At 44.2% G+C, this 21,377-nt stretch carries 25 protein-coding genes; 12 read left to right on the top strand and 13 right to left on the bottom strand.

What is annotated here, in order from left to right; all coding sequences use genetic code 11:
• The first annotated feature begins 54 nt into the window (after positions 1-54).
• Genes HHK01_RS03955 through HHK01_RS03945 form a run of 3 tightly spaced genes read left to right on the top strand, consistent with a single transcriptional unit; the run spans position 55 to position 2,809 of the window.
• On the top strand, positions 55-1,134 hold the full coding sequence (locus HHK01_RS03955) for an FUSC family protein (RefSeq protein ID WP_170006522.1): 1,080 nt from the start codon (positions 55-57) through the stop codon (positions 1,132-1,134).
• Positions 1,121-1,906: a hypothetical protein gene (locus HHK01_RS03950; protein ID WP_228027651.1), complete on the top strand. Its 786-nt coding sequence runs from the start codon at positions 1,121-1,123 to the stop codon at positions 1,904-1,906. The genes HHK01_RS03955 and HHK01_RS03950 overlap by 14 nt, the downstream gene beginning before the upstream one ends.
• Positions 1,907-1,966: 60 nt before the next feature.
• Positions 1,967-2,809, top strand: coding sequence for a glycoside hydrolase domain-containing protein (locus HHK01_RS03945; protein ID WP_170006520.1), 843 nt, complete (start codon positions 1,967-1,969; stop codon positions 2,807-2,809).
• A gap of 218 nt (positions 2,810-3,027) precedes the next feature.
• On the opposite strand, the gene HHK01_RS03940 is transcribed toward HHK01_RS03945, so the two are convergent.
• The 5 genes from HHK01_RS03940 to fabL all read right to left on the bottom strand — a co-directional run bounded on the left by HHK01_RS03940 (position 3,028) and on the right by fabL (position 7,367).
• Positions 3,028-4,794 (bottom strand): ABC transporter ATP-binding protein, encoded by a 1,767-nt coding sequence (locus tag HHK01_RS03940; RefSeq protein WP_228027650.1) that lies wholly within the window; start codon positions 4,792-4,794, stop codon positions 3,028-3,030.
• A 73-nt stretch (positions 4,795-4,867) separates the two neighbouring features.
• Positions 4,868-5,398, bottom strand: coding sequence for a nucleoside tri-diphosphate phosphatase (ntdP, locus tag HHK01_RS03935; RefSeq protein WP_170006519.1), 531 nt, complete (start codon positions 5,396-5,398; stop codon positions 4,868-4,870).
• Between the two features lie 165 nt (positions 5,399-5,563).
• Positions 5,564-5,824 (bottom strand): YgaB family protein, encoded by a 261-nt coding sequence (locus HHK01_RS03930; RefSeq protein WP_170006518.1) that lies wholly within the window; start codon positions 5,822-5,824, stop codon positions 5,564-5,566.
• Positions 5,825-6,333: 509 nt separating this feature from the next.
• Positions 6,334-6,540, bottom strand: coding sequence for a gamma-type small acid-soluble spore protein (locus HHK01_RS03925; RefSeq protein ID WP_170006517.1), 207 nt, complete (start codon positions 6,538-6,540; stop codon positions 6,334-6,336).
• Positions 6,541-6,614: 74 nt separating this feature from the next.
• Entirely contained in the window at positions 6,615-7,367 is a 753-nt protein-coding gene (gene fabL / locus HHK01_RS03920) for an enoyl-[acyl-carrier-protein] reductase FabL (RefSeq protein WP_170006516.1), read from the bottom strand.
• A 74-nt stretch (positions 7,368-7,441) separates the two neighbouring features.
• On the opposite strand from fabL, the gene HHK01_RS03915 reads away from it, so the two are divergent.
• Complete coding sequence (locus HHK01_RS03915) at positions 7,442-7,666, top strand: hypothetical protein (RefSeq protein ID WP_170006515.1); 225 nt, start codon at positions 7,442-7,444, stop codon at positions 7,664-7,666.
• On the opposite strand, the gene mutY is transcribed toward HHK01_RS03915, so the two are convergent.
• Positions 7,663-8,751 carry an A/G-specific adenine glycosylase gene (mutY, locus tag HHK01_RS03910; protein ID WP_170006514.1) on the bottom strand — a complete coding sequence of 363 codons (1,089 nt, stop codon included), beginning with the start codon at positions 8,749-8,751 and terminating at the stop codon, positions 7,663-7,665. The genes HHK01_RS03915 and mutY overlap by 4 nt on opposite strands.
• A gap of 175 nt (positions 8,752-8,926) precedes the next feature.
• On the opposite strand from mutY, the gene HHK01_RS03905 reads away from it, so the two are divergent.
• From HHK01_RS03905 to HHK01_RS03895, 3 genes are all read left to right on the top strand, one after another.
• A complete protein-coding gene (locus tag HHK01_RS03905; protein WP_170006513.1) occupies positions 8,927-9,910 on the top strand; it encodes a metal-dependent hydrolase in 984 nt (327 codons plus the stop codon).
• 112 nt (positions 9,911-10,022) lie between these two features.
• Positions 10,023-10,196, top strand: a complete 174-nt coding sequence (locus HHK01_RS03900) for a small, acid-soluble spore protein K (RefSeq protein WP_170006512.1) — start codon at positions 10,023-10,025, stop codon at positions 10,194-10,196.
• A gap of 31 nt (positions 10,197-10,227) precedes the next feature.
• Positions 10,228-10,389: a YpzG family protein gene (locus HHK01_RS03895; protein WP_170006511.1), complete on the top strand. Its 162-nt coding sequence runs from the start codon at positions 10,228-10,230 to the stop codon at positions 10,387-10,389.
• 128 nt (positions 10,390-10,517) lie between these two features.
• Here the strand turns inward: HHK01_RS03895 and HHK01_RS03890 are convergent, their stop codons facing one another.
• Together HHK01_RS03890 and recX are read right to left on the bottom strand one after the other, a co-directional pair.
• Positions 10,518-10,847 carry a YfhH family protein gene (locus tag HHK01_RS03890; protein WP_170006510.1) on the bottom strand — a complete coding sequence of 110 codons (330 nt, stop codon included), beginning with the start codon at positions 10,845-10,847 and terminating at the stop codon, positions 10,518-10,520.
• Positions 10,831-11,661: a recombination regulator RecX gene (gene recX / locus HHK01_RS03885; RefSeq protein ID WP_170006509.1), complete on the bottom strand. Its 831-nt coding sequence runs from the start codon at positions 11,659-11,661 to the stop codon at positions 10,831-10,833. Before recX ends, HHK01_RS03890 begins: the two co-directional genes overlap by 17 nt.
• 94 nt (positions 11,662-11,755) lie before the next feature.
• On the opposite strand from recX, the gene HHK01_RS03880 reads away from it, so the two are divergent.
• The 5 genes from HHK01_RS03880 to HHK01_RS03860 all read left to right on the top strand — a co-directional run bounded on the left by HHK01_RS03880 (position 11,756) and on the right by HHK01_RS03860 (position 14,649).
• The gene (locus HHK01_RS03880) at positions 11,756-12,658 is read left to right on the top strand and encodes a TIGR01777 family oxidoreductase (RefSeq protein ID WP_170006508.1); all 903 of its coding nucleotides are present in this window, start codon (positions 11,756-11,758) and stop codon (positions 12,656-12,658) included.
• A 67-nt stretch (positions 12,659-12,725) separates the two neighbouring features.
• Complete coding sequence (locus tag HHK01_RS03875) at positions 12,726-12,857, top strand: YfhE family protein (protein ID WP_170006507.1); 132 nt, start codon at positions 12,726-12,728, stop codon at positions 12,855-12,857.
• A gap of 98 nt (positions 12,858-12,955) precedes the next feature.
• A complete protein-coding gene (locus HHK01_RS03870; protein WP_170006506.1) occupies positions 12,956-13,156 on the top strand; it encodes a YfhD family protein in 201 nt (66 codons plus the stop codon).
• Between the two features lie 769 nt (positions 13,157-13,925).
• Positions 13,926-14,354 (top strand): hypothetical protein, encoded by a 429-nt coding sequence (locus HHK01_RS03865; RefSeq protein ID WP_170006505.1) that lies wholly within the window; start codon positions 13,926-13,928, stop codon positions 14,352-14,354.
• 115 nt (positions 14,355-14,469) lie between these two features.
• A complete protein-coding gene (locus HHK01_RS03860) occupies positions 14,470-14,649 on the top strand; it encodes an SE1832 family protein (protein WP_170006504.1) in 180 nt (59 codons plus the stop codon).
• Positions 14,650-14,695: 46 nt separating this feature from the next.
• Here HHK01_RS03860 and HHK01_RS03855 read toward each other — a convergent pair whose 3' ends face one another.
• From HHK01_RS03855 to HHK01_RS03840, 5 genes are all read right to left on the bottom strand, one after another.
• Entirely contained in the window at positions 14,696-15,331 is a 636-nt protein-coding gene (locus HHK01_RS03855) for a response regulator (RefSeq protein ID WP_170006503.1), read from the bottom strand.
• Positions 15,306-17,165: a GAF domain-containing sensor histidine kinase gene (locus tag HHK01_RS03850; protein ID WP_170006502.1), complete on the bottom strand. Its 1,860-nt coding sequence runs from the start codon at positions 17,163-17,165 to the stop codon at positions 15,306-15,308. Before HHK01_RS03850 ends, HHK01_RS03855 begins: the two co-directional genes overlap by 26 nt.
• Before the next feature lie 252 nt (positions 17,166-17,417).
• Complete coding sequence (locus HHK01_RS15505; RefSeq protein WP_265575554.1) at positions 17,418-18,845, bottom strand: S-layer homology domain-containing protein; 1,428 nt, start codon at positions 18,843-18,845, stop codon at positions 17,418-17,420.
• The gene (locus HHK01_RS15500) at positions 18,788-19,882 is read right to left on the bottom strand and encodes a S8 family peptidase (protein ID WP_265575553.1); all 1,095 of its coding nucleotides are present in this window, start codon (positions 19,880-19,882) and stop codon (positions 18,788-18,790) included. The genes HHK01_RS15505 and HHK01_RS15500 overlap by 58 nt, the downstream gene beginning before the upstream one ends.
• 245 nt (positions 19,883-20,127) lie before the next feature.
• Positions 20,128-21,336, bottom strand: coding sequence for a S8 family serine peptidase (locus HHK01_RS03840; protein ID WP_228027649.1), 1,209 nt, complete (start codon positions 21,334-21,336; stop codon positions 20,128-20,130).
• Positions 21,337-21,377: the final 41 nt, after the last annotated feature.

Raw genomic sequence — 21,377 nt, 5'->3', positions numbered from 1 at the left:
TATTTTTTGTGCTATAAACAAGTACTGCCAAAAAAGTGAGGCACAGAATAAAATATGAAACTTGGTGCTAGGGTTTTAAAGACAGGTGTAGCTATTATGCTTTCGTTATGGCTGTCTCAATTGTTCGGACTCCCTTCCCCACTCTTTGCTGGGATTGCGGCTATATTTGCAATTCAGCCAACTATTTATCGTTCCTATCTGTCTATATTGGATCAAATCCAGTCCAATTTAGTAGGGGCAGTCGTTGCTTTTCTCTTTGTTTATTTCCTTGGTAACGACATTCTCGTTATTGGCTTAGCAGCGGTTTTAGTGATTGCTATGAATTTAAAAATGAAAACAGAGCAGACCATTGGCTTATCGCTCGTTACGGTCATTGCGATAATGGAAAGTCCGGGAACTGATTTATTTCAATTCTCCCTTATTCGTTTCTCGACGGTGATGACGGGGGTTGTGTCTGCGTTTCTCGTAAACTTACTCTTTCTTCCACCAAAATACGAAACAAAGCTGTACCGCAAAATTTCCCATACAACCGAAGAAATCATCAAATGGATTCGCGTCAGCACGCGCCACGCTTCAGAGTATCACTTGCTTAAGGCAGATATTGAGAAGCAAAAAGAACAACTAATCAAGTTGGATCAGCTCTATTTAATGTTTAATGAAGAGCGCAGTTACTTGAAACGTACCACTCGTACGAAGGCACGGAAGTTAGTTGTCTATCGTCACATGATTTCAACGACAAGAAGAGCGTGGGACTTGCTCAAAAAAATTAATCGCTTTGAGAACGATTTGCACCATATGCCAGATGATTTTCAGAGTGTGATTCAGGAGCAATTGGATACGCTCACTGTGCAGCACGAGCAGCTGTATCTGCAATTTCTCGGTAAAATTCGTCTTCAAGATCATGACTTTGAAACAAATTATTGTGAGAAGCGCAAGGAATTGCTCAACTTGTTTCTTCGTTTCGAACGACTAGACGTGAACAAGGACGATAATGACATGTATCACATGATGCATCTCATTTCCGCCATCGTGCAATATGGTGAGCATTTAGATCATTTAGAAACGCTCATTCATAGCTTCCAATCGTTTCATGAGAAAGAAAATACGATTGAAATCAAAGATGAAGAAGAATAACAAAAGCAGCGACCCTATCACGAAAGGGTCGCTGCTTTTTAATTATATTCGTTACTCATTTAGCTCTAGAATTAATTGGATGCGGTCGGGAGAATATATCCGCGATCAGGAGCATTTATCCGCGGTCGGGGGAATATATCCGCGATCAGGAGCATTTATCCGCGGTCGGGAGCATTTATCCGCGATCAGGAGCAGATATCCGCGATCGGGGGCGGATATCCGCGGTCGGGAGCCGTTATCCGCGATCAGGAGCAGATATCCGCGGTCGGGGGCATTTATCCGCGGTCGGAAGCCGTTATCCGCGATCGGGAGCATTTATCCGCGATCGGGAGCATTTATCCGCGATCGGGAGCCGTTATCCGCGATCAGGAGAATTTATCCGCGGTCGGGGGCATTTATCCGCGATCAGGAGAATATATCCGCGATCAGGGGCATTTATCCGCGGTCGGGGGCATTTATCCGCGGTCGGGAGCCGTTATCCGCGGTCGGGGGCATTTATCCGCGGTCGGGTGCATTTATCCGCGGTCAGGTGCATTTATCCGCGGTCGGGGGCATTTATCCGCGATCAGGTGCATTTATCCGCGATCAGGAGAATATATCCGCGGTCGGGAGCCGTTATCCGCGATCAGGTGCATTTATCCGCGATCAGGTGCATTTATCCGCGATCGGGGGAATTTATCCGCGGTCGGGAGCCGTTATCCGCGATCAGGTGCATTTATCCGCGGTCGGGGGCATTTATCCCCGATCAGGTGACTTAAAAATTTGGATTTAGGCCCCTCCCCAAACAAGTTCCCCTCATGATGCATAGGGTGTCATGAAGGAGGAGTTTGGAATGAGTGAACGATGGAAAAGGTGGTTACTCATTGGTGGTGTCGTCTTATTGTTTGCGATTCCGTTCATTTGGGCGGCTGTTTCAAATTTGGACAAACCTGATTCAGAAGAACCGTCTACCGAGCAACCTGACAATGGGGAAGAGACAAATCCAGACGAAGAAGCAACGAATGATGATGAAGAAGGCGGTTATTACTGGGGCGTTGACTCTGCTAGTTTAACAACTTCCGAGCTACTCACCTGCACGAAGGAAAACTACGGGACTCCATCTGTGTGGGGACGTTACTTGGAGACGAAAGAGGGAGTTTCGGCCGGGCTAACGACCGAAGAAGTGCAGTTGCTTCATGATAATGGGATTCGTATCCTTGTCATTTACAACAACTTTGAAGACGCCACTGGTTATGAAAATGGTCTTCAAGAAGCTGAACAGGCTGTTTCATTCGCCCAGGAAATTGGCGTTCCAGAAGGTGTAGCGCTATTTGGAGATATTGAGCCCACTTACCCTGTTGACTCCGCTTTTATTCAAGGCTGGTATGACGGTGTGGCAAACTCCCCGTACACTCCGGGCCTATATGGGGTTTTTGAGTCTGATGCCGAGTTAACTGTGGCTTTTAATGCGGCGGCAGAGGAAAATCCAGATGTCGTAAACAATACCGTTATCTGGACTTCATACCCTTCCGTTGGGATTACAACAGAAGCAAACGCACCAACTTACCAGGCAGAGGGACCTGTAAATTCTTTGTTATACGGCTGGCAGTATGGGATTGAAGCCGAGACTTGTAACATCGATACGAACTGGTTCACTGCTGACATGCTTGATTATTTATGGGTTCCAGCAGAATAATAAAGTTAGCCAGGCTCAGATGAGAGACGCCTGGCTTTTCCCATTTCATCACTGTATCATCTTCAGATCCAACGCATCTCGAACAAGGTTTATTACCGTGAATGCGGAGTTTACCGCTCTCTGCCTGAATATGTGCACTTAGTCCATGGTATGTGAGCCTGGCATGGTTATTAAGTGCCTGGCATGGTTAATAAGTGCCTGGCTCAGATCCCGAGCGACTAGCCTTCTAGTTGCTGAACATTGAATAGGTCGTAGTAGGCACCTTTTTGGGACATGAGTTCTTGGTGGGAGCCATCTTCTATGATGCGTCCTCCTGTTATGACGACGATTCGGTCTGCATGTGTAATGGTTGATAGTCTGTGTGCGACGATGAAAGTTGTTCGATCTTTTGCGAGTAGTTCGAGTGCTTCTTGGATCATGTGCTCGCTTTCTAAGTCCAAAGCGGATGTCGCCTCGTCCAAAACTAATATCGGGGGATTTTTCAAAAAGACGCGGGCAATCGCTACCCGTTGTTTTTGTCCACCAGATAATTTCACGCCTCGTTCTCCTACTGCGGTGTCATATCCTTGTGGCAGTTCTTGAATGAAATCGTGTGCGTTCGCTGCTTTTGCGGCGGCAAAGATTTCCTCGTCGGTGGCATCAGGTTTGCCGAGTCGAATATTTTCTTTCACAGACTCACTAAACAAAATGTTGTCCTGTAACACGATTCCGATTTGATCGCGTAAGGATCGTACTTGTAATGTACGAACGTCTTCCCCATCTAACAAAATACGCCCCGACGTTACGTCATAAAATCGTGGCAACAAACTTATAAGCGACGATTTGCCTCCACCGCTCATCCCGACAAGTGCCACTGTTTCTCCCGATTGAATATGTAAATGAATGTCTTGTAATACGTCAAGATCCTCATCATTGTACCGAAACGACACGTGATCAAACTGCACATCCCCCCGCACTTGACGTACAGGTTTCGCGTCAGGGGCATCTGTAATATCGTAAGGTTCATCAATAAACTCAAACACACGATCCATACTTGCGATTGACTGTGTGAGTGTTGTGGATTGATTGACTAGGCGGCGAAGTGGGTTGTATAACCTGTCAATATACGCAATAAAAGCAACCATCGTCCCGAGTGTCAAATTTTCTTGAATCACTTGATAGCCAGAATAGCCAATAACGATTAAAGGCGCAATATCGGTAATCGTGTTGACGACCGCAAACGCCTTGGCATTCCATCGTGTATGGTCAAGCGCGCGTTCCAAAAAGTTTGCATTGTATTTTCCGAAGTTTTTTTGTTCAATGGGCTCAACTGCAAAGCTTTTTATCACTGGAATCCCTTGCACCCGTTCATGCAAAAAGCCTTGTACTTCCGCCAACGCTTGCGAGCGGAAACGGGTCAAACTACGTAATCGACCGAAAAAGTACTTCACACTGAACGCATAAAAAGGGAACAATAACAATGACACAAGCGTAAGCGGCACGTCCATCGTCAGCATAATCGCAACGGCAATGATGATTGTCGCAATATCTAACCATAAATTCATTAACCCAATCATGACAAAGTTCTTCGTTTGCTCAACATCATGAACTACACGAGAAATGACCTCTCCTGCCTTTGTATTGCTGTAATATTTTAAACTGAGCCGCTGAATGTGATCAAATAGCTGATCACGAATATCAAACAATATTTTATTTCCCGTCCACTGAGCAAAATATTGACGGTAATATTCAATTGGCGGTCTGATGACAAGAAAAAGAATCGCTGTTCCTCCCATCACCCACACTAGGTTATTCACTTTCTCATCACTTTGTAGTAAATCGTTATTCACAATATCATCCACAACATACTTCATTAATAATGGAATAAGAAGTGGGATCGCAAACTTCACAATCCCAATAAGTAAAGTCCCAACAATTTGCCATCGATACGGTCTTACAAACTTCATATACCTTTTTATACTGCCCGGTTGTTGTGCTTCTTTCATGCTTGTCTTCCTTTCCAGTCTCTAGCAAAGCAAAAAACCCGTTGACCCCTCAACAGGTTATGCGCCATTGCCTTTACCGCAAATACGTTAAATACCTCTCGTACCATTCGTCTATAAATTCTGGTGAAAAAGGACCCTTCCGCGCACGTATCCACCGAATCAGCTTGTCTACATTGTGCGTTAGTATGTGGTCAATTGATTGCGGATAGTCCATCTGCCTCCTATGTAATTCGTATTCATCTTCATCTAGCAAATCAAACGTCATATCTGGAAAGACTTTAATGTCTAAGTCATAATCAATATACTTCAGCGCTTCTCGATCATACAAAAACGGAGAACTAAGATTACAGTAATAATATATACCGTCTTCTCTTAACATGCCAATCACATTAAACCAATGCTGGGCGTGAAAATAGCAAATAGCCGGTTCTCTAGTAATCCATGTCCGTCCATCTGATTCAGTTACGGTCGTGCGATCGTTTCCTCCAATGAAAATTCGGTTTGTTCCTTTTAAGCATAACGTTTCATCCCATACTCTGTGCAAATTTCCATCATGCTTATAACTATGAATTTGAACGCGTTCACCTTCTTGTGGAATGGCCACGTCCTCCCCCACCTTTTGCTGTCCAGCTCTTCATCATCAACCATCCGTTTCTTTAGCTTTGCCTCTCGAAAAGCCTTTCTTTTTTTGACCCACGTGCTATAGAACCTCGCTTTTTCCTTTATTATAACGGACCTCGACGAGAAGGCAAAGGGATTGAGCTAGTCCTTAAACAGGCGAAGATGATTTTTCTTCTTTTTCATACTGTTGAATGAGCTCTTCTGTTTGCTTTGTGAATAGGAGCTGAATGGCTTCAAGCTCTTCTCGCATCTGGCGTATCTCCACTTTCACACAGTGGAGGCGGTCTGCTTTTTCGAGTTGCTCTAACTCTAACGCAATTTCTTCACACCTAGCTAACTCGTCTTGCAAATGAAGCCATTCCCCCATCGTATGTAATTGCTTTTTCACAACACAATCAAATGATTTCAACCGAAACCCTCCTCAATTCTCTTGTGTTTGTAACATTCGGTTTTTTCTCTGTCGAACCCTTTGACGAGGATTGTCTTGTTTTCGGGGAAAGTTTTGATGACGGATGCGCATCCCCCCCTGAGTCTGCGCATTCCCCCCTGAGTCTGCGCATTCTCCCCTGAGTCTGCGCATTCTCCCCTGAGTCTGCGCATTCCTCCCCTGAGTCTGCGCATTCTCCCCTGAGTCTGCGCATTCCTCCCTGAGTCTGCGCATTCTCCCCTGAGTCTGCGCATTCTCCCCTGAGTCTGCGCATTCTCCCCTGAGTCTGCGCATTCCTCCCTGAGTCTGCGCATTCCCCCCTGAGTCTGCGCATTCCCCCCTGAGTCTGCGCATTCCCCCCTGAGTCTGCGCATTCCCCCCTGAGTCTGCGCATTCTCCCCTGAGTCTGCGCATTCTCCCCTGAGTCTGCGCATTCTCCCTAAAACAAAAAACGACTGCCCTTTTAAAAAGGACAGTCGCTCTCGTTGGTGTTACTGTTGTTTGTTTTGTTGTGCAGAAGCTTGTGCTTTGCCAGCTGCTGCTTGAGCGTTTTGTTTTTTCACTTGTTGCGCGTTAGTCTCAGAAGCGAACTCAGCACCGAATTGTTGTTGAGCTCCTTGCCCTTGAGCAGATTGCGCGTTTTGTTTTCTAACTTCTTGCGCGTTAGTTTTTGATGGGTTGTTGTTGTTGTTTGCCACAGTAATCACCTCCACGAATGTTACTATGTCCGAGAGGCGTTTTTTCTATGCTGACAAATTCAAAAAAAATTTTGTTAGACGAGAAGCGAGCGTCCCCCGTCGACGATGATCGTTTGACCGCGAATCATACTTGCTTCTTTTGAGACTAAAAACATGACGGTGTTCACCATATCATCTATTTCAACCATGCGACCTGCAGGTGTTTTCGTTGCGGCATCTTGAAGGAGATCTTCGCGATTTGGGAAGTGCTTTAATGCGTCTGTGTCGATGGCACCGCCAGACACTGCATTCACTACGATATTTTTTGGTGCCAATTCAACAGCTAAGTAGCGCGTCAATGCTTCAACCGCCGCCTTCGATACACCTACAGTTGTGTAATTTTCCAAATAGCGGATAGAGCCAAGAGACGAGATACTCACAATCGCTCCTCCTCCGACTTTATCCATTAATTGTGCAGCTCTTTGCGCGCAGAAGAGAAGTGCCTTGGAATTAATGTTCATCGTCCACTCCCAATGGCTTTCCTCTAACTCCATCACAGGTCGCAACACTCCTGATGCTGCATTCGAGACAAAAACATCTAGTCGGCCAAAGATTTCTTCAATTTGCTCAAACAATGAATTTATTTTCGATTTGTCCCCGACATTGGCTCTGATGACAACGGCTTTTTGGCCCCGTTCCTCGACCTCTTTTGCGACTTCTAAAGCTTGTGTTTTGCTTCTTGCATAGTTAATGACGAGATCGTATCCTTCTTCTGCTAATTTGAGGGCGATACTTCGTCCTACACCACGTGATGAACCAGTTACGAGTGCTACAGGTGTTTCATGCATACAAAGGTCACTCCATTTCGTTTTACATAGTTTTTTTCGAGCGTGCAAATACTAGTTAAAAAGGGGGAATCTTTATGTATGTTGGACGCGACTTTACTGAGCTGTCGATGATTCAAAAGTCAGACTGGAAAGACAGTGAGCTTTCTTATTTTCATCATTCCATGCAACAAATGGTACCTTATTTAAATGTGGAGGGCCAACATATCCACCGCGAAGTGATTGCCGAAATTGAAATTCGCGGTGGCATGCAACGTAACGAAGCGACATGGACTCATGGAACTGAAACTTCGTACGATTAGTCTTCTAATTGCTGAATGATTTTTTGAAACGGGACTCCAAAGGCGCGTTGTTTCGCTTCTTCTATAGATAGAAGTGCGAATGGTTCTTTCCAGTCGGTAGGCAATGTTTCTACCTGTATAAGAATCGGATTAAGCAGCCAGGTCACATGGGAAAAGACGTGTTTGACTGGCTGCATTGGCTGTGTCGCTTTAAGTTGTACAAGAAATTCTCCGTTAGTCACGTTTTTAGTTACCATGTGTTCAACAACCGGTTGAATGGGTTGAGGAGATGTTTGTTCTTGCAGCGGAAAAGACCATAGTGACGCCAACAGTCCTTCGTTAGGGCGCTTTTGAATGAGGATACGTCCCCTCTCATCCTGTACGACAAGAACTTGCCAAGTTTCCCGTCTCGTCTTCGTTTTTTTACTTTTTACAGGCAGTTGCGTTTCCTTACCCTGAGCGTACGCTATACAATGCTCTTGCACCGGGCAAAGTAAACATTGTGGGCGTTGCGGTTTACAAATTAGCGCACCTAACTCCATTAACCCTTGATTAAAGGATGACGGGTCTTCCTTTGAAATTAGTCTGTCAACAGCTTGTTCAAATGTTTTGCGTGTTCTTGGAAGTTGGATGTCTTCATCGATTAGCAAAATGCGAGCCAGAACACGCATTACATTTCCGTCAACCGCATGTTCGGGAAGTCCGTAGGCGATGCTTAACACTGCTCCTGCCGTATAAGGACCCACCCCTTTTAACTTAGAAATGTCTTTGCGAGTGCTTGGGACTTGTCCACCGTAAGACTCGACAACTTCGCGCACTCCTTTTTGTAGATTTTTGACGCGACTGTAATAGCCAAGACCTTCCCACATCTTTAACACTAATTCCTCGTTTGCATAGGCAAAAGATTCGGATGTTGGAAATGCCTCTATAAACCGTTCATAGTATGGGATCACTGTATCTACTCGCGTTTGCTGTAGCATTACTTCTGAAACCCAGATTTTATAGGGCTCTTTTGTTCGGCGCCACGGAAGATCGCGCCGCTCTGATTCGTACCAAGAGAGCAGGTGTTGTTGAAAAGCAGTTATATCCAAGGTGGGGTCCTCCATCAGTTCAACAATTTCGATTGTTACACCTTTCTATCATAGCAAAAAAATAGCTGCCTTTGTGATATCCCTTTAGTTTCTATCCTCTAGTCATTTATGCTATGGTAGGAAAAGCTTAACGGGGTCGTATCACGTAAATCCCTCTCTAAGATGTTAGAGAGTAGAAAGGATGGTTTTTTTGGATACAGGCACTCATGTAGTCATGGGCATTGGCTTAGCGGGATTATCCACATTAGACCCAGCTATTGGGCAAAATCCTTCCCTATTTTCAGCCGTTGCCATTGGTGTCATCGTCGGTTCACAAGCACCGGATATTGATACTGTGTTAAAGCTTAAAAACAACGCCGTCTACTTAAAAAATCATCGTGGGGTGACCCACTCTATTCCTGCGCAATTATTGTGGCCCACCCTCATCACCCTTGTACTTCTATTGTTCTTTCCAAATACAAGTGTTCCCCATCTATGGGGATGGACGATGCTTGCCGTATTCTTGCATGTTTTTGTAGATATTTTTAATGCGTACGGTACCCAGGCGTTACGTCCATTTTCGGAGAAGTGGGTCGCGTTAGGCTGGATAAACACGTTTGATGCGTTTATTTTCGGCGCACATATTGTTGGAATTTTGTTGTGGTTATTCAATCTTGCTGATCCAGGGCCTACGTTTGTTACGATATACGCAGGATTGATTTTGTACTATATTGTGCGCGGATTGCAGCACCGACAAATCGTGCGGGCTATCCATCGCACGTACCCACACGCAACAAAGTGGTTTATTTCACCTCGCATGTCTCTCGGTAAATTTCGGGTAGCTGTAAGTAGCGACGACCACTTTTATGTAGGAACGTATGAGAACGGCAAGCTTCATATGGTTGACCAATTTAACAGGTTACCCTTTCCTGATAAAGAATGGCTCCACGCAGCGAAAGAGGATGAAAACGTTTCTGCCTTTTTATCTTTTTCTCCTTCATATCGTTGGGAGATAGACAAAAACGAACAGTTTGTTGAAATTCGCTTCATTGACAATCGGTACCGGTCAAAAGGACACTACCCCTTCGTAGCCGTCGTACAGTTAGATTGGGACTTAGACGTGCTATGCTCGTACACCGGATGGGTATTCCGAGAAGAAACGTTACAGAAAAAGCTCTCCGAAAGAAAGGATTGACAGACAAGTTACAGACTACTCGTGGCATACTACCATTACGCGAGAAGGCGTCGAGAATTCTTCATGCCTTTTCGCGTCACGATGTTATTTCGTTTAAGAGGGGGATGTAAGAATGCGAAACAAAGCGAAAGGCTTCCCAAGTGCGGGTAGCGGCCAAAAGTTTGAAGGCGAGGGTCGTGCAAAAGCCGAGTATAACTCAAAGCGTGCTGACGGTTCCATTAACACACACCCACAAGAACGGATGCGGGCGTCAACACACCGCGTTGATGACACGCCACAACACTAACACTGGCTAGACAACAAGGGGGAACTACATCATGGGAAACATGAAAAACAATTTTCATGACAATGAATACAAAAGTTCACTCGCCAAACCACGCTCTAGAACGAAATACTCAAAATCAACGATTAATGGTGAAACGGAATGGTCTCAGATTGACATCATAAGACGAATTCAGGCTAGTAAGCACCGCCATTAACAGGGAAACGCTTGGATGAATATTCATCCAAGCGTTTTTTAGTCTTTATACCGTGCGCAGCGCTAGTTACCGGGAATGCCCTCTTTACTTATCGAGAATGCCCTCTTTACTACCGAGAAATGTATTACCTAGCCCTTTTGACCACCAATAGCCAGCAATGAGATCGGTACCGCTTCTTCTTGCCTTTGCTCAGATGACGTTCGGTACCCCCAAGCGAACACACCTTTGATATAATCCACTTTAAAATACTCACCAGGTTCTCCTTTAAAGGCATACACTTTCCCAGGCGTTATTTTCTTAGGATCGTACAAATAGGCTTCAGCTAAAGTCGCCTTCCTTTCTAGCACGGCATACTCACTCACCATCCCCAACTGCTCGGCTTTCCTCGCTTTTTCTTTAAGTGTTGCTACCTCTTGACGAATTTCCTGTGAGGTCATTTGACTAAACCGTTTCTCCATGTTCGTTCTCTTCCTTCCATTCTTGTAGTGCTTGATCAATACGCTCCAATGAAAACCCTTTTCTATACAAAGCTTGCTTCACTTTGCTCTCTCTTTGAAATCCTTCATGCTGTCGGTATTTCCACATTAGTTTTTCGACCCATGCTTGGACGACATCCGCTTCCTCTTCTTCTGATTGCGTCCAATCAACGGTTTCCAGAGCCGTTTGGATGCAGGCATGATCGTATCCTTTTTGCTGAAGTCTTTCCATGCATTTTTGCTTTCTTTGGATGTTCGATTCTTTTTTCATAGAAGCAAGTGCTTTTTCCACGATAGCCATCGCTTTTTCTATAGCCGTTTCTACTGGGTACTCTCCCAAAGCTTCCTCGGTGAGTTGTAGAGAAATTCCCTTTTCGTATAGCCGTCTCCGAACAGCCCCAGGTCCCCAGTCTTTCGTGGCTACATCTGTTCGAACAAACGCAAAGGCAAAATCCCGTTCGTTTATATACTTTTGCTGTAAACAGTATGTGATCGCTTCTTGAATGACTTCTTCTGAATAGTCCTTCTGTTTTAAATAAGTGCGGACTTCTTTTTCTGTACGCATACGAATACTCAAAAAAGAAATGGCATGATGAATCGCTCGACGCACACCATCTTGGTATTGAATGTCTTGTATATCAAAATCACTTAGTTCCAAGCCCTTTGTGAGTCGAAATTGGGTGAGCGTATGGGCGTCAACGCTAAAGGCGTACTCCCCTTCACCTTTTTGCTCGAAGTAAATATTATACCGCTCTTTATTTTTCCTTTGTACAGAGATTTTTGCAATTTTCGGCACGTCTCTCACCTCTTTTCTTTACTGTAGCACATTTAAAGGAGGGATTCTTATAAATAAGGCGTAGAATATAAGGAACAGGTGAGGAGGAAGTAAAATGCATGTTTGTATTGCTGGGGGAACAGGCTTCATTGGAGACATACTTACGCAAAAGCTACTAGATAAAGGGTATCGAGTAACCATTTTAACGAGAAGCGACCGAACAAGCCAGCAGGAACGATTACATTACGCAAAATGGCTCAGCCCAGGCACTCTTCCAGAGAAGTCTTTACAAGATGTCGACGCAATCGTGAACTTAGCAGGTGAATCTTTAAATGCTGGCAGGTGGACTACCGCGCAAAAGGAACAAATTATTGACAGTCGCTTACAAGCTACTCAAGCTCTTACTGCAATTGCCTCCAAGCTCCCCCATCGTCCATCGGTCTACATTCAAGCAAGTGCAGTTGGGATTTATGGAACAGATGAAGATAACATATTTACGGAGGAAACAACTACGACAGGAAGCGACTTTTTGGCCAATACGGTTAAAGCATGGGAAGCTGCCGCCCAACCACTAGAGAACGTAGGGATTCGCGTCTGTAAAATGCGCTTCGGTGTGGTGTTAGGAAAGGATCACGGCGCGCTCCCCAAAATTTCTTTGCCATATAAGCTTGGCTTCGGTGGTACAGTCGGCTCTGGCAGACAATGGGTGAGCTGGGTTCATGTAGACGATGTCGTTGGCGCTCTTCTACATTGTCTTGAGGCTGATGTGGAAGGCGTGTTCAACACGACGGCTCCTCATCCAGAACGCATGCAAGATTTCGGCAAAACGGTAGCATCTGTGCTAAATCGACCTCATTGGCTTCCCGCACCAGCATTTGCTTTACGCGCTGTGCTTGGGGAAATGAGCCTACTCGTATTGGAAGGTCAACGCGTTTTGCCAGATCGTTTGCAACAAACGGGGTACACCTTTAAGTTTCCCGAACTAAAAGGTGCCCTCCAAGACATTTATCAATCGTAAGTATGTCCACTCTTCTGTTAGGAAAAACTAGTTAGGAAACCAATATACGGAAGAAGGGATGAGTAAGATGGCAGATAAGAAAAAGCGCCAAGATCGCACAAAAAGTACTTTGTCGAACACGCAAGAAGTAAGATACGCGCGTGAGTTCAAAGCAGCAGACCGAGCAGGTGGCTACACATCAAAGCGGAGTAATCACTAACATCTTCCTGTAGTAACACTTCTGTGTGAGGATATCCTAGTAGTGAGGAAGTGCACCACTTCTTCATTGACTTTTTAAACACACAGGGGGTAGTTATCATGGGACGACAAGGACGAAATAGTAACCGTGCTAACAAAAATAAATTGCCACAGACACCTGCCAACCTGAAAACAGATGGTGTATCTGAAGAATATTCTGCTGAGATAGCCGATCAAGCAGACCTTGAAGCACAAGCTCGTGCCAATGCCGCTAACCAACGTGTGAAGTCAAAAAAACAAAAACATTTGAGAAAACAGTAATGCTGAATAAGTCCTTTCCGAGCCTCTCGGGAAGGACTTTTTTGTGTACGTTCCGGGATATGAGCGTTAATCCTGAGATATGAGCGTTAATCCCCGGATATGAGCGTTAATCCCCAGATAAGAGCGTTAATCCCCAGATAAGAGCGTTAATCCCGGGATATGAGCGTTAATCCCGGGATATGAGCGTTAATCCCCGGATATGAGCGTTAATCCCGGGATATGAGCGTTAGCCCTGAATAAGAGCGCTAATCCCGGGATATGAGCGTTAATCCCGGGATATGAGCGTTAATCTTGAGATAAGAGCGTTAATCCCCGGATAAGAGCGTTAGCCCTGAATAAGAGCGCTAATCCCGGGATATGAGCGTTAATCCTGGGATATGAGCGTTAATCCCGGGATATGAGCGTTAATCTTGAGATAAGAGCGTTAATCCCCAGATATGAGCGTTAATCCCCGGATATGAGCGTTAATCCCCAGATATGAGCGTTAATCCCCATATATGAGCGTTAATCCCGAGATATGAGCGTTAATCCCCAGATATGAGCGTTAATCCTGGGATATGAGCGTTAATCCCGGGATATGAGCGTTAATCCCCAGATATGAGCGTTAATCCCCAGATAAGAGCGTTAATCCCCAGATAAGAGCGTTAATCCCCAGATATGAGCGTTAATCCCAGATAAGAGCCCTAATCCCCGGATAAGAGCTTCTATATCTAGTGGGCGTATAAACAAAATTTCCCTAGCCAAACTAAAGTGATGTGGGAGGGATTACATGTTTACATTGCGTGGGGATGCCCACAGGTTTTTTCTTCGAATCAGAAAAAGAATCGACACTGATCAAAAGGTGACAGCTGCAAAAGAAATCATTGAGATCGACAGCATTATTTCTTTCTATGAATCATTGACAAGCTCTAATTTGAAAAAGATGAAGTATTATATGCTCAAAGAACAAAATGGCTCTGGTGCTATTCCCCTCGCCATCACAACACTGCCGTGGTTATTTTTTATGTTCTCTAAACCTTTGACAGACTGGTTACTCGGAAAAAGTCATTTTTTGATTTTTTTTGTTGTAGTTTATGTAGGGGTTCTCGTGATTGGGATTTTCCTACATTTTCATGAAAAAGCATGGGCAAGGGTGCATTTAGAAGTAATTGAGGACGTACTAGGTGAGCGAGCACAAAGCAAAGATGGAGAGCATTAACTGCCACCAGTTATCCACCTATTTACTAATCATCCGTTCAGGTCACTACATAGTCGGTATGGGGTCATTCAATGTTATAATCAACTTTACATAAGTAGAAATGAGGGTTGAGACAATGAACAAAAAAGAAATTGAATACGCTATTCAAGAATTAAAAGCCGACTATGTACGCATCCAGAACGATTTAGAAAAGATAGAATCTGTAAACAGAGACATATCTCCTTTAGAAAAACAGATTGCTGCCATTGAAAATGAGCTGAAAATCCTGAATGAGAAGCTAAGGGCATGTCGATAACGGTGTCAGTCCCCCACCCCTTTACCGTGGTGGGGGACTGACACCGTTAAAATGTGACTAGCTGGTGCTGGACGGCATAAATGACCACTTGTGATCTACTCTTTACGTTTAACTTTTTAAAGATTTTGCTAACATGGATTTTCACCGTTTTATCACTTATAAAAAGGCGGTCGGCTATTTCTTTATTCGATAAACCTTGCACTAGACACTGAAGGACTTCCTTCTCTCTTTCTGTTAATAGTTGTTTTTCCTCGCTTTGTCCTTTTTGCTGATGAAAATGTAGCAGTTTTTTTGTCATAGCAGGATGAATAACCGATTCACCTTTTGCCACTGTTCGAATCGCTTCTATTACTTGGTCAAAGGGGGCATCTTTTAGCAAATAGCCGTCAGCCCCTTCACGGATGGCTGACATAAAGTATTCATCGTGATCGTGCATCGTTAAGATGAGAACCTTCGTACTGGGGTACTGTTTTTTCAATAGGCCTGTTACTTCAACTCCGTTCATTTTCGGCATGTTAATGTCCATTAAAACTACGTCAGGTTGGCATTCCTTCATTTTGGACACAGCATCCTCACCTGAAACGGCTTCTCCCACCACTTGAATATCTTCCTCTACTTCCAAAAGGTTTCGTAACCCGTCCCGCAAAATGGCATGGTCATCCACTAGCATAAGTTGAATCATCCTCCGTCCCTCCTTCTATGCCCATTTTTGGTACAGTCATCACGATTTCGGTTCCCTTTCCAGGCTTACTATTTATTTGCAAAGACGACCCTATTTTTTCGGCAGCATCGTTCATTTGTAAAATACCAAAATGAGGTTCCTTCTGCGCTTTCATCATCGCTTCTAATAAAGAGAAGCCAACTCCATCATCCTTCACTTTCAATATAATATGCTCTTTTTGGTAGCTTACTAGTGTTTCTACCTTTGTAGCCTTTGCGTGCTTCACTATATTTTGGATACTTTCTTGAAAGGTTTCGAATAAAACTTTTTCTACCATTGTACTTAACGTCTCTGCTTTGCCCCGTTCTTCGAAAGAAAAATGTAATCCCGTTTCTTGCTCGAATGCATGCATTTTTTGTTTTATGGCTGTTTGTAGACCGACACGTTCCGTTGGATTGGGTCTTAGCGCATAAATAGACTGCCTCACTTGCTTCAAGCTACTTCTAATTTTCTCCATGCTGTCTGTAACGAGATACATCGATTCTTCGGGATTCTTCTCCCATTTCCTCTGAGCCGTTTCGAGCTTCATTAAGGCTGCTGCTAAAGTTTGAGCGATTCCATCATGGATATCACGTGCAATTCGATTTCGTTCCTCTAATAAAGTGCGTTTTTCTTTTTCCAAAATGAGTACCCTTGTTTTAATGATGACTGCTAACTGGTTGGACAGTGTTGCAATTGATTGAACTTCGCCGTGGGTAAAGCTTTTCGTTCTACTTCTCGCCACTACAAATATACCCACCGTCTCGTTTTCTATGACAAGTGGCGCGAAGACAAAGCTGCGAAGTGCTGAATGAAAACACTCTTGGGCTGGTACCATTTCTTTTTTGTTATTTGCAATAGTAAGAGGCTTTTCCATCTGTTCAAACACGGTGATCGTTTCTTCACGTAAAGGAGTCCCGAAGTTTACTCTTCCTTCCTCGTAGCTGGTTTTCCATCTCCCTTTTTCATTTGTCCATAATAAAATACCTTCTACATCAATGAGTTCGTGAAAGTTTGATTTTAATGAATCCACCCATTCTTTTGTAGGCACCATTTTATTCAGCTTGGAGGTTAGGGAAAAAAGTGCATTCAAGCGACTCTTTTCCTTTTTCAATCGAACAATGACAGAGCTTAAGAGTGCAAGACCAACGAGAGGCGAGAAAAAGAAGAAGAAAGAAAAAACGTCTATTTGTCCACGATTTTGACTGCCTAGTAATAAAAATAGACCGCCATATAAAACAGAAATGGCACCACTATTCAATTCAGAAACTAGCTTTTGCTTCCAAATATGTAATGGATATGGATGGGGTCGAATTAACAAAACTAAGTCGACAATTAAGTTATTCAAAATGTAAAAGAAGATCGCTAGGATGACAAGCTCGGTCATATGGGATAAAGTGACACTTCCATCCTTGATGATAAATGGAACAAGAAGCTGCGCTAGACTAGCTGACGCAGAGAAACTTAAAACAAGCTGGGCAGGATTAAAGCAAGCGATCCGTAGTGGACGATGATCTATAATATTGACAAAAAATATAACCAGCGCGTAGCTGATCATGGCAATCGGAAGTCCAAAAACAAAATATAAGACGAACACAATGGGGAAGCCGATCGATGTAAACCCTTTCCAAACGGGCATTGGATAAACCTCACAAACTGCTAAGAAGATGATGAGCAGTACATAGATCAACGGATCCCGCCATTCCTCTATATAAAACACTTGCACAGCAACATATAGCCACCCGATTATAGAGATGCTCATCATATACACTTTTGCGGGTTTTTCCGTTTTAAGGAACATCTTCCACTTCTTCATAAAGCCCTCCTAGACAGCTACTACCGTTGATGTTTTAATATTTCGTTAACTAGTATCGTATCGTAATCGTCTCTTTTTGAAAAGAAAAAACCCAAACTGGTCAAATGACTCTCATCACTAACCAATTTGGGTAAAACCTATTTAGAAGGTTTATATTTATTCAGTTTGTCAAAAACAAGCACATATTTCTATTAAGCAAAGGTTATATTGCGATTAGTTCTTTAGTACTACACTAAAGATTTTCCCCTTACTTTAGTTACTCAAAAAGGCGTTGTAGTATCTTGTTACAGCCACTGCAAAATCGCCTCGAGACACTTCCTGGCTTGGTGCGAAGGTGGCGTGTACAGTTGGCTCTAAGTCATACTGTCCTTGGGTTACGTCAAAGTATGCATTTAAAATGTTTAGATCTAACGCTAGTTGTACGTAGCCTTTTAGATCGGAAGGAATGCTACCGACGTCCTCTATCACAATTCTCTCCTCTCCATACTGGACGGTTAATTCCCCAGTAAAATCAAGTGCCTCCTCTTGCAATCCAAGCGCTTGAACGAGTGAGTAGGCTAGTTCAGCTCTTGAAACGCTAGCTTTAGGAGAAAACGTATCATTCTCTTTAGCTAGCATGACTCCATCAAAAATGTTGCGAACGTCGCGGAAGGCAGCACCTTTTGCAGTGACCGCTTCTACAAAGGCGACATCTCCTTCAGAAACATCTTTAAAGGTTGGCGAGGCTGGTAGTGCTTGACGAATTTCCGCCCCCATAACTAAGTATTCCGCCAAGTCTTTTCTTTTTAGTTTCTCATCTGGTTTGTAATTCCCGTTTTTAAATCCATCGACGAGTCTTTCATTGACTGCCATTTTAATTGCTGCTGCTGCTTCATGTCCTTCAATATCATTTAATCCAGAAAAACCACTGACCCTTGAAAATTTTATAGAGCCATTGACAACTTCTGGTGTGGCTATTCCGACCGGATTTGCTTCGTCCCCTCTCAATCCACGAATTTCAGCCTTCCACTTGCCTGCCAATGGATTCGATACGGAAACAGTCCGGTTGTATTCTAAAGTAAACAGCACACTAATTCCGGAGCTATACTCAGTTCCATCTGGAGCGATTAAAACCAGATTGACCGGATTACCCGTTTGCCCAAGAATCCCTTCTGCATTCACTTGCGCAACTAAACTAGTTAGTCCTTCTTCTACTGTAAATTCATAGGCATTGTCAGAAACAAATGTCGCAGGATTATAGTCTACTGAAAAGTCTTCCTGTGTTGTATCACTTTCCACATTGCTAGTAAAATCGCGGTAAAGATTCACCGTTTGCCCATATGGCTGATTCGTAAAGGCTTTGTCTACTGCTGCGTAAGCATTCACGTATCCTGCGCCGACTTCCCAAGGTTCATAGCCAGGCATGTTTGTGGCCGTTTCTTGTAACAAATCCTTCACCTCTGAAGGAGATAATAACGGATTTGCTTCTAAGACTAGTGCGACAATTCCAGCTACGAGCGGTGTTGCCATGGACGTACCACTCTTGACTGTATAATAGGGTAAATACGCTGGTTCAATCATGGCTGCGTCTACGTCCGCTGAAATTAAATTTAAAGGCGATACGGTTTTGGCTGAAATCACATCTACCCCTGGTGCTGTAACGGTTGGGCGATCTTCCCAAGTCCATTGCTCACCGTCCAACGTAAAGGTCCCCCTACCCCCTTTGTACCTCGAGAAGAGAAGTCTGCCAATGTTCCATCCTTTTCGCCAGCGGCTACTGAAATGACCCACGGTGCTTTGGCATAAGGGTTGTGCGTATTTTCTCCTGGTCCCGCATTCCCCGCAGCAAACAATACGACCATACCACGGTCATAAGCAGCTTTACTCGCTAGATTGATAGGACTATACGGGTCAAAGTCCCCTGAAGATCCCCATGAATTGGTGATTACGCGAATGTTATACTCCGATTGATTTGTAATGGCATAGTCAAAACCACCGATCCCATCAAGAATAAATAACGCGGCTCCCGATCCATAACCGATGAGATCTGCCCCCGGTGCTGCGCCTTCGTGTTTACCTGCTGACAAGGCTCCCGTTCCACCCACTGTTGCTGCAACATGGGTACCATGCCCAGAGTTCGTATCGGTATTGACGACTCCTTCTGTGTAGGAAACAGGGACTACTCCAGTTATACTACCTAAATTCGTTGTTCCCGCAACGTTTTGAACTAAGTTTCGACCGAACTCAACATCCTTATGGGTCCCGTCTATTCCACTATCATTGACAACAACACCTACGCCTTTACCCGTTACAGGTAGACCACCGTTTTGTTTACGAAGACGATCATCTGTGCGCAATTTGTCTACACCCGTAACAGCAGTGGACACGTCGTTGACATAGTCCAGTTTCTTATTTAAATATAACGATAATACTTCATCACTTTCTTCTAGTCTTTCAATTTGTGCTTTCGTAGCAAGCACTCCCGCCATTGGCAGCGATTGCATAGTCGTACCGGTCTGGATGCCTAGATCAGACAATAGCTTTACTTGTTCTTCTGTAGGTGCTCCGTCAGCTTTAAATGTCACAATGACCTGATACGGACCGCTTTCTGTAGTGAGTTCTTTTTGCAGCAAATCATCCACTACCACAGTTGTCTCAGCCTTTACAGAAAATGAAGGGGAGCTGCTCATCGACAACATCATGACGACCGCAATAAAAACAGTGACAAATTTTTTCACTTCATTACCACCTTTCAAGTTATGTGAAAATTCCTATATCCATTATCCCAATTTCACGGTGACTAACCTATTCCACAAAGGACGTAAAATACAGACCCTGCCGTACTATTCTCAGTTGTACAAAAGTAGTAGACAGGGGTCTAAAGCCAATTAAGAAAAAAAAGACGCACTTTAGAAAAAGCGCGTTCATAAATAAAAACCATTTTGTTTATCGACTTTCCGCATCCATATAGCTAAGTGTACAGCTAATTGAATGCAGCACTGACAGCAGCGTAAGCATCTACATACCCTGCTCCAACTTCCCATTGTTCATAAGCTGGCATGTTGGTTGCGGTGTTTTCGATGATCTCTTTTACTTTGTCAGGCGATAACAGCGGATTCGCTTCCAACATGAGGGCGACCACTCCAGCGACATGTGGAGCTGCCATTGACGTACCACTCATCGTCGTGTAGTAAGGTAAGTAGGCTGGGTCAATGGTGTTTACATCCTCTGTAATCCCCAGGCTAGAAACTGGCGCTATCGTTCTAGTAGACACGATTCCCTCACCAGGTGCTGTAACGGTCGGTCGATCTTCCCATGTGAACGCTTCCCCATCTACAACGACCGTTCTACCCTTCCCATCGACACCACGAGAGGAAAAGTCCGTAAGCTCCATCTGATTCGTTCCGGCTGCAACGGTAATCACCCAAGGAGCTTTTTTATAGTTTCCAGAAATGGTTGCCTGCTCAGGACCAGAGTTCCCTGCAGAAAATACCGTCACAATTCCACGATCATATAACGCCTTTGTCGCCACATTTATTGGGTCAAATGGTTCAAAGTCTGTTCCAGCATCACCCGTAGTCCCCCAAGAATTCGTAACGACGCGTATGTTATATTCCGCTTGATGGGTTAACGCATAGTCGAACCCACCGAGCGTATCTAGAAGAGCTAAAGCCACACCCGAACCGTAGCCAATCAGGTTGGCTCCTGGTGCTACTCCTTCATACAACCCACCAGACATTTCGCCAGTTGCACCTACTATACCAGCGACATGAGTGCCATGCCCACCCGTACTATCTGTATTTGGAACACCTTCCACGTAAGAAATCGGAAGCAGAGAAGTAACAGAATTTAGATTCGTAGAAGACATTACATTTTGCACGAGGTGATCACCGAACTCGAGATCTGGGTGTGTTCCGTCAATTCCACTATCGTTCACAACGACACCGATTCCTTTTCCGGTCACAGGCAGTCCCCCATTAAGCTGTCGGAAAGCGTCATCCTTTCGTACTTGATCAACTCCTGTTAAATCAGTTGCAGATTCGTTCTCATATTCCACGTCTTCATTGTCGTAGATAGAATAAACTTCCGGACTTGTAAGCAAAGCTTTCATCTGATCTGCATTTGCTAAAACACCCGCAATTGGAAGGCTTTCAAAAGTGACACCTTGAGTAATTCCGACCTTTTGTAGCAAATCAGTTTGTCATGTACGACTAAAGTAGTACTCGTAAACTT

It is taken from the genome of Bacillus fonticola (assembly GCF_012955605.1).
GTDB lineage: Bacteria > Bacillota > Bacilli > Bacillales > JC228 > Bacillus_CG > Bacillus_CG fonticola.
This window is presented reverse-complemented; position numbering and strand designations above follow the sequence as displayed.

Bases quoted from the DNA above. Each gene is read 5' to 3' on its own strand.
- HHK01_RS03955 (WP_170006522.1), top strand. From the start codon at position 55: ATGAAACTTGGTGCTAGGGTTTTAAAGACAGGTGTAGCTATTATGCTT.
- HHK01_RS03950 (WP_228027651.1), top strand. From the start codon at position 1,121: ATGAAGAAGAATAACAAAAGCAGCGACCCTATCACGAAAGGGTCGCTG.
- HHK01_RS03945 (WP_170006520.1), top strand. From the start codon at position 1,967: ATGAGTGAACGATGGAAAAGGTGGTTACTCATTGGTGGTGTCGTCTTA.
- HHK01_RS03940 (WP_228027650.1), bottom strand. From the start codon at position 4,794: ATGAAAGAAGCACAACAACCGGGCAGTATAAAAAGGTATATGAAGTTT.
- fabL (WP_170006516.1), bottom strand. From the start codon at position 7,367: ATGCATGAAACACCTGTAGCACTCGTAACTGGTTCATCACGTGGTGTA.
- HHK01_RS03915 (WP_170006515.1), top strand. From the start codon at position 7,442: ATGTATGTTGGACGCGACTTTACTGAGCTGTCGATGATTCAAAAGTCA.
- mutY (WP_170006514.1), bottom strand. From the start codon at position 8,751: ATGGAGGACCCCACCTTGGATATAACTGCTTTTCAACAACACCTGCTC.
- HHK01_RS03900 (WP_170006512.1), top strand. From the start codon at position 10,023: ATGCGAAACAAAGCGAAAGGCTTCCCAAGTGCGGGTAGCGGCCAAAAG.
- HHK01_RS03895 (WP_170006511.1), top strand. From the start codon at position 10,228: ATGGGAAACATGAAAAACAATTTTCATGACAATGAATACAAAAGTTCA.
- HHK01_RS03890 (WP_170006510.1), bottom strand. From the start codon at position 10,847: ATGGAGAAACGGTTTAGTCAAATGACCTCACAGGAAATTCGTCAAGAG.
- HHK01_RS03880 (WP_170006508.1), top strand. From the start codon at position 11,756: ATGCATGTTTGTATTGCTGGGGGAACAGGCTTCATTGGAGACATACTT.
- HHK01_RS03875 (WP_170006507.1), top strand. From the start codon at position 12,726: ATGGCAGATAAGAAAAAGCGCCAAGATCGCACAAAAAGTACTTTGTCG.
- HHK01_RS03870 (WP_170006506.1), top strand. From the start codon at position 12,956: ATGGGACGACAAGGACGAAATAGTAACCGTGCTAACAAAAATAAATTG.
- HHK01_RS03865 (WP_170006505.1), top strand. From the start codon at position 13,926: ATGTTTACATTGCGTGGGGATGCCCACAGGTTTTTTCTTCGAATCAGA.
- HHK01_RS03860 (WP_170006504.1), top strand. From the start codon at position 14,470: ATGAACAAAAAAGAAATTGAATACGCTATTCAAGAATTAAAAGCCGAC.
- HHK01_RS03855 (WP_170006503.1), bottom strand. From the start codon at position 15,331: ATGATTCAACTTATGCTAGTGGATGACCATGCCATTTTGCGGGACGGG.
- HHK01_RS03850 (WP_170006502.1), bottom strand. From the start codon at position 17,165: ATGAAGAAGTGGAAGATGTTCCTTAAAACGGAAAAACCCGCAAAAGTG.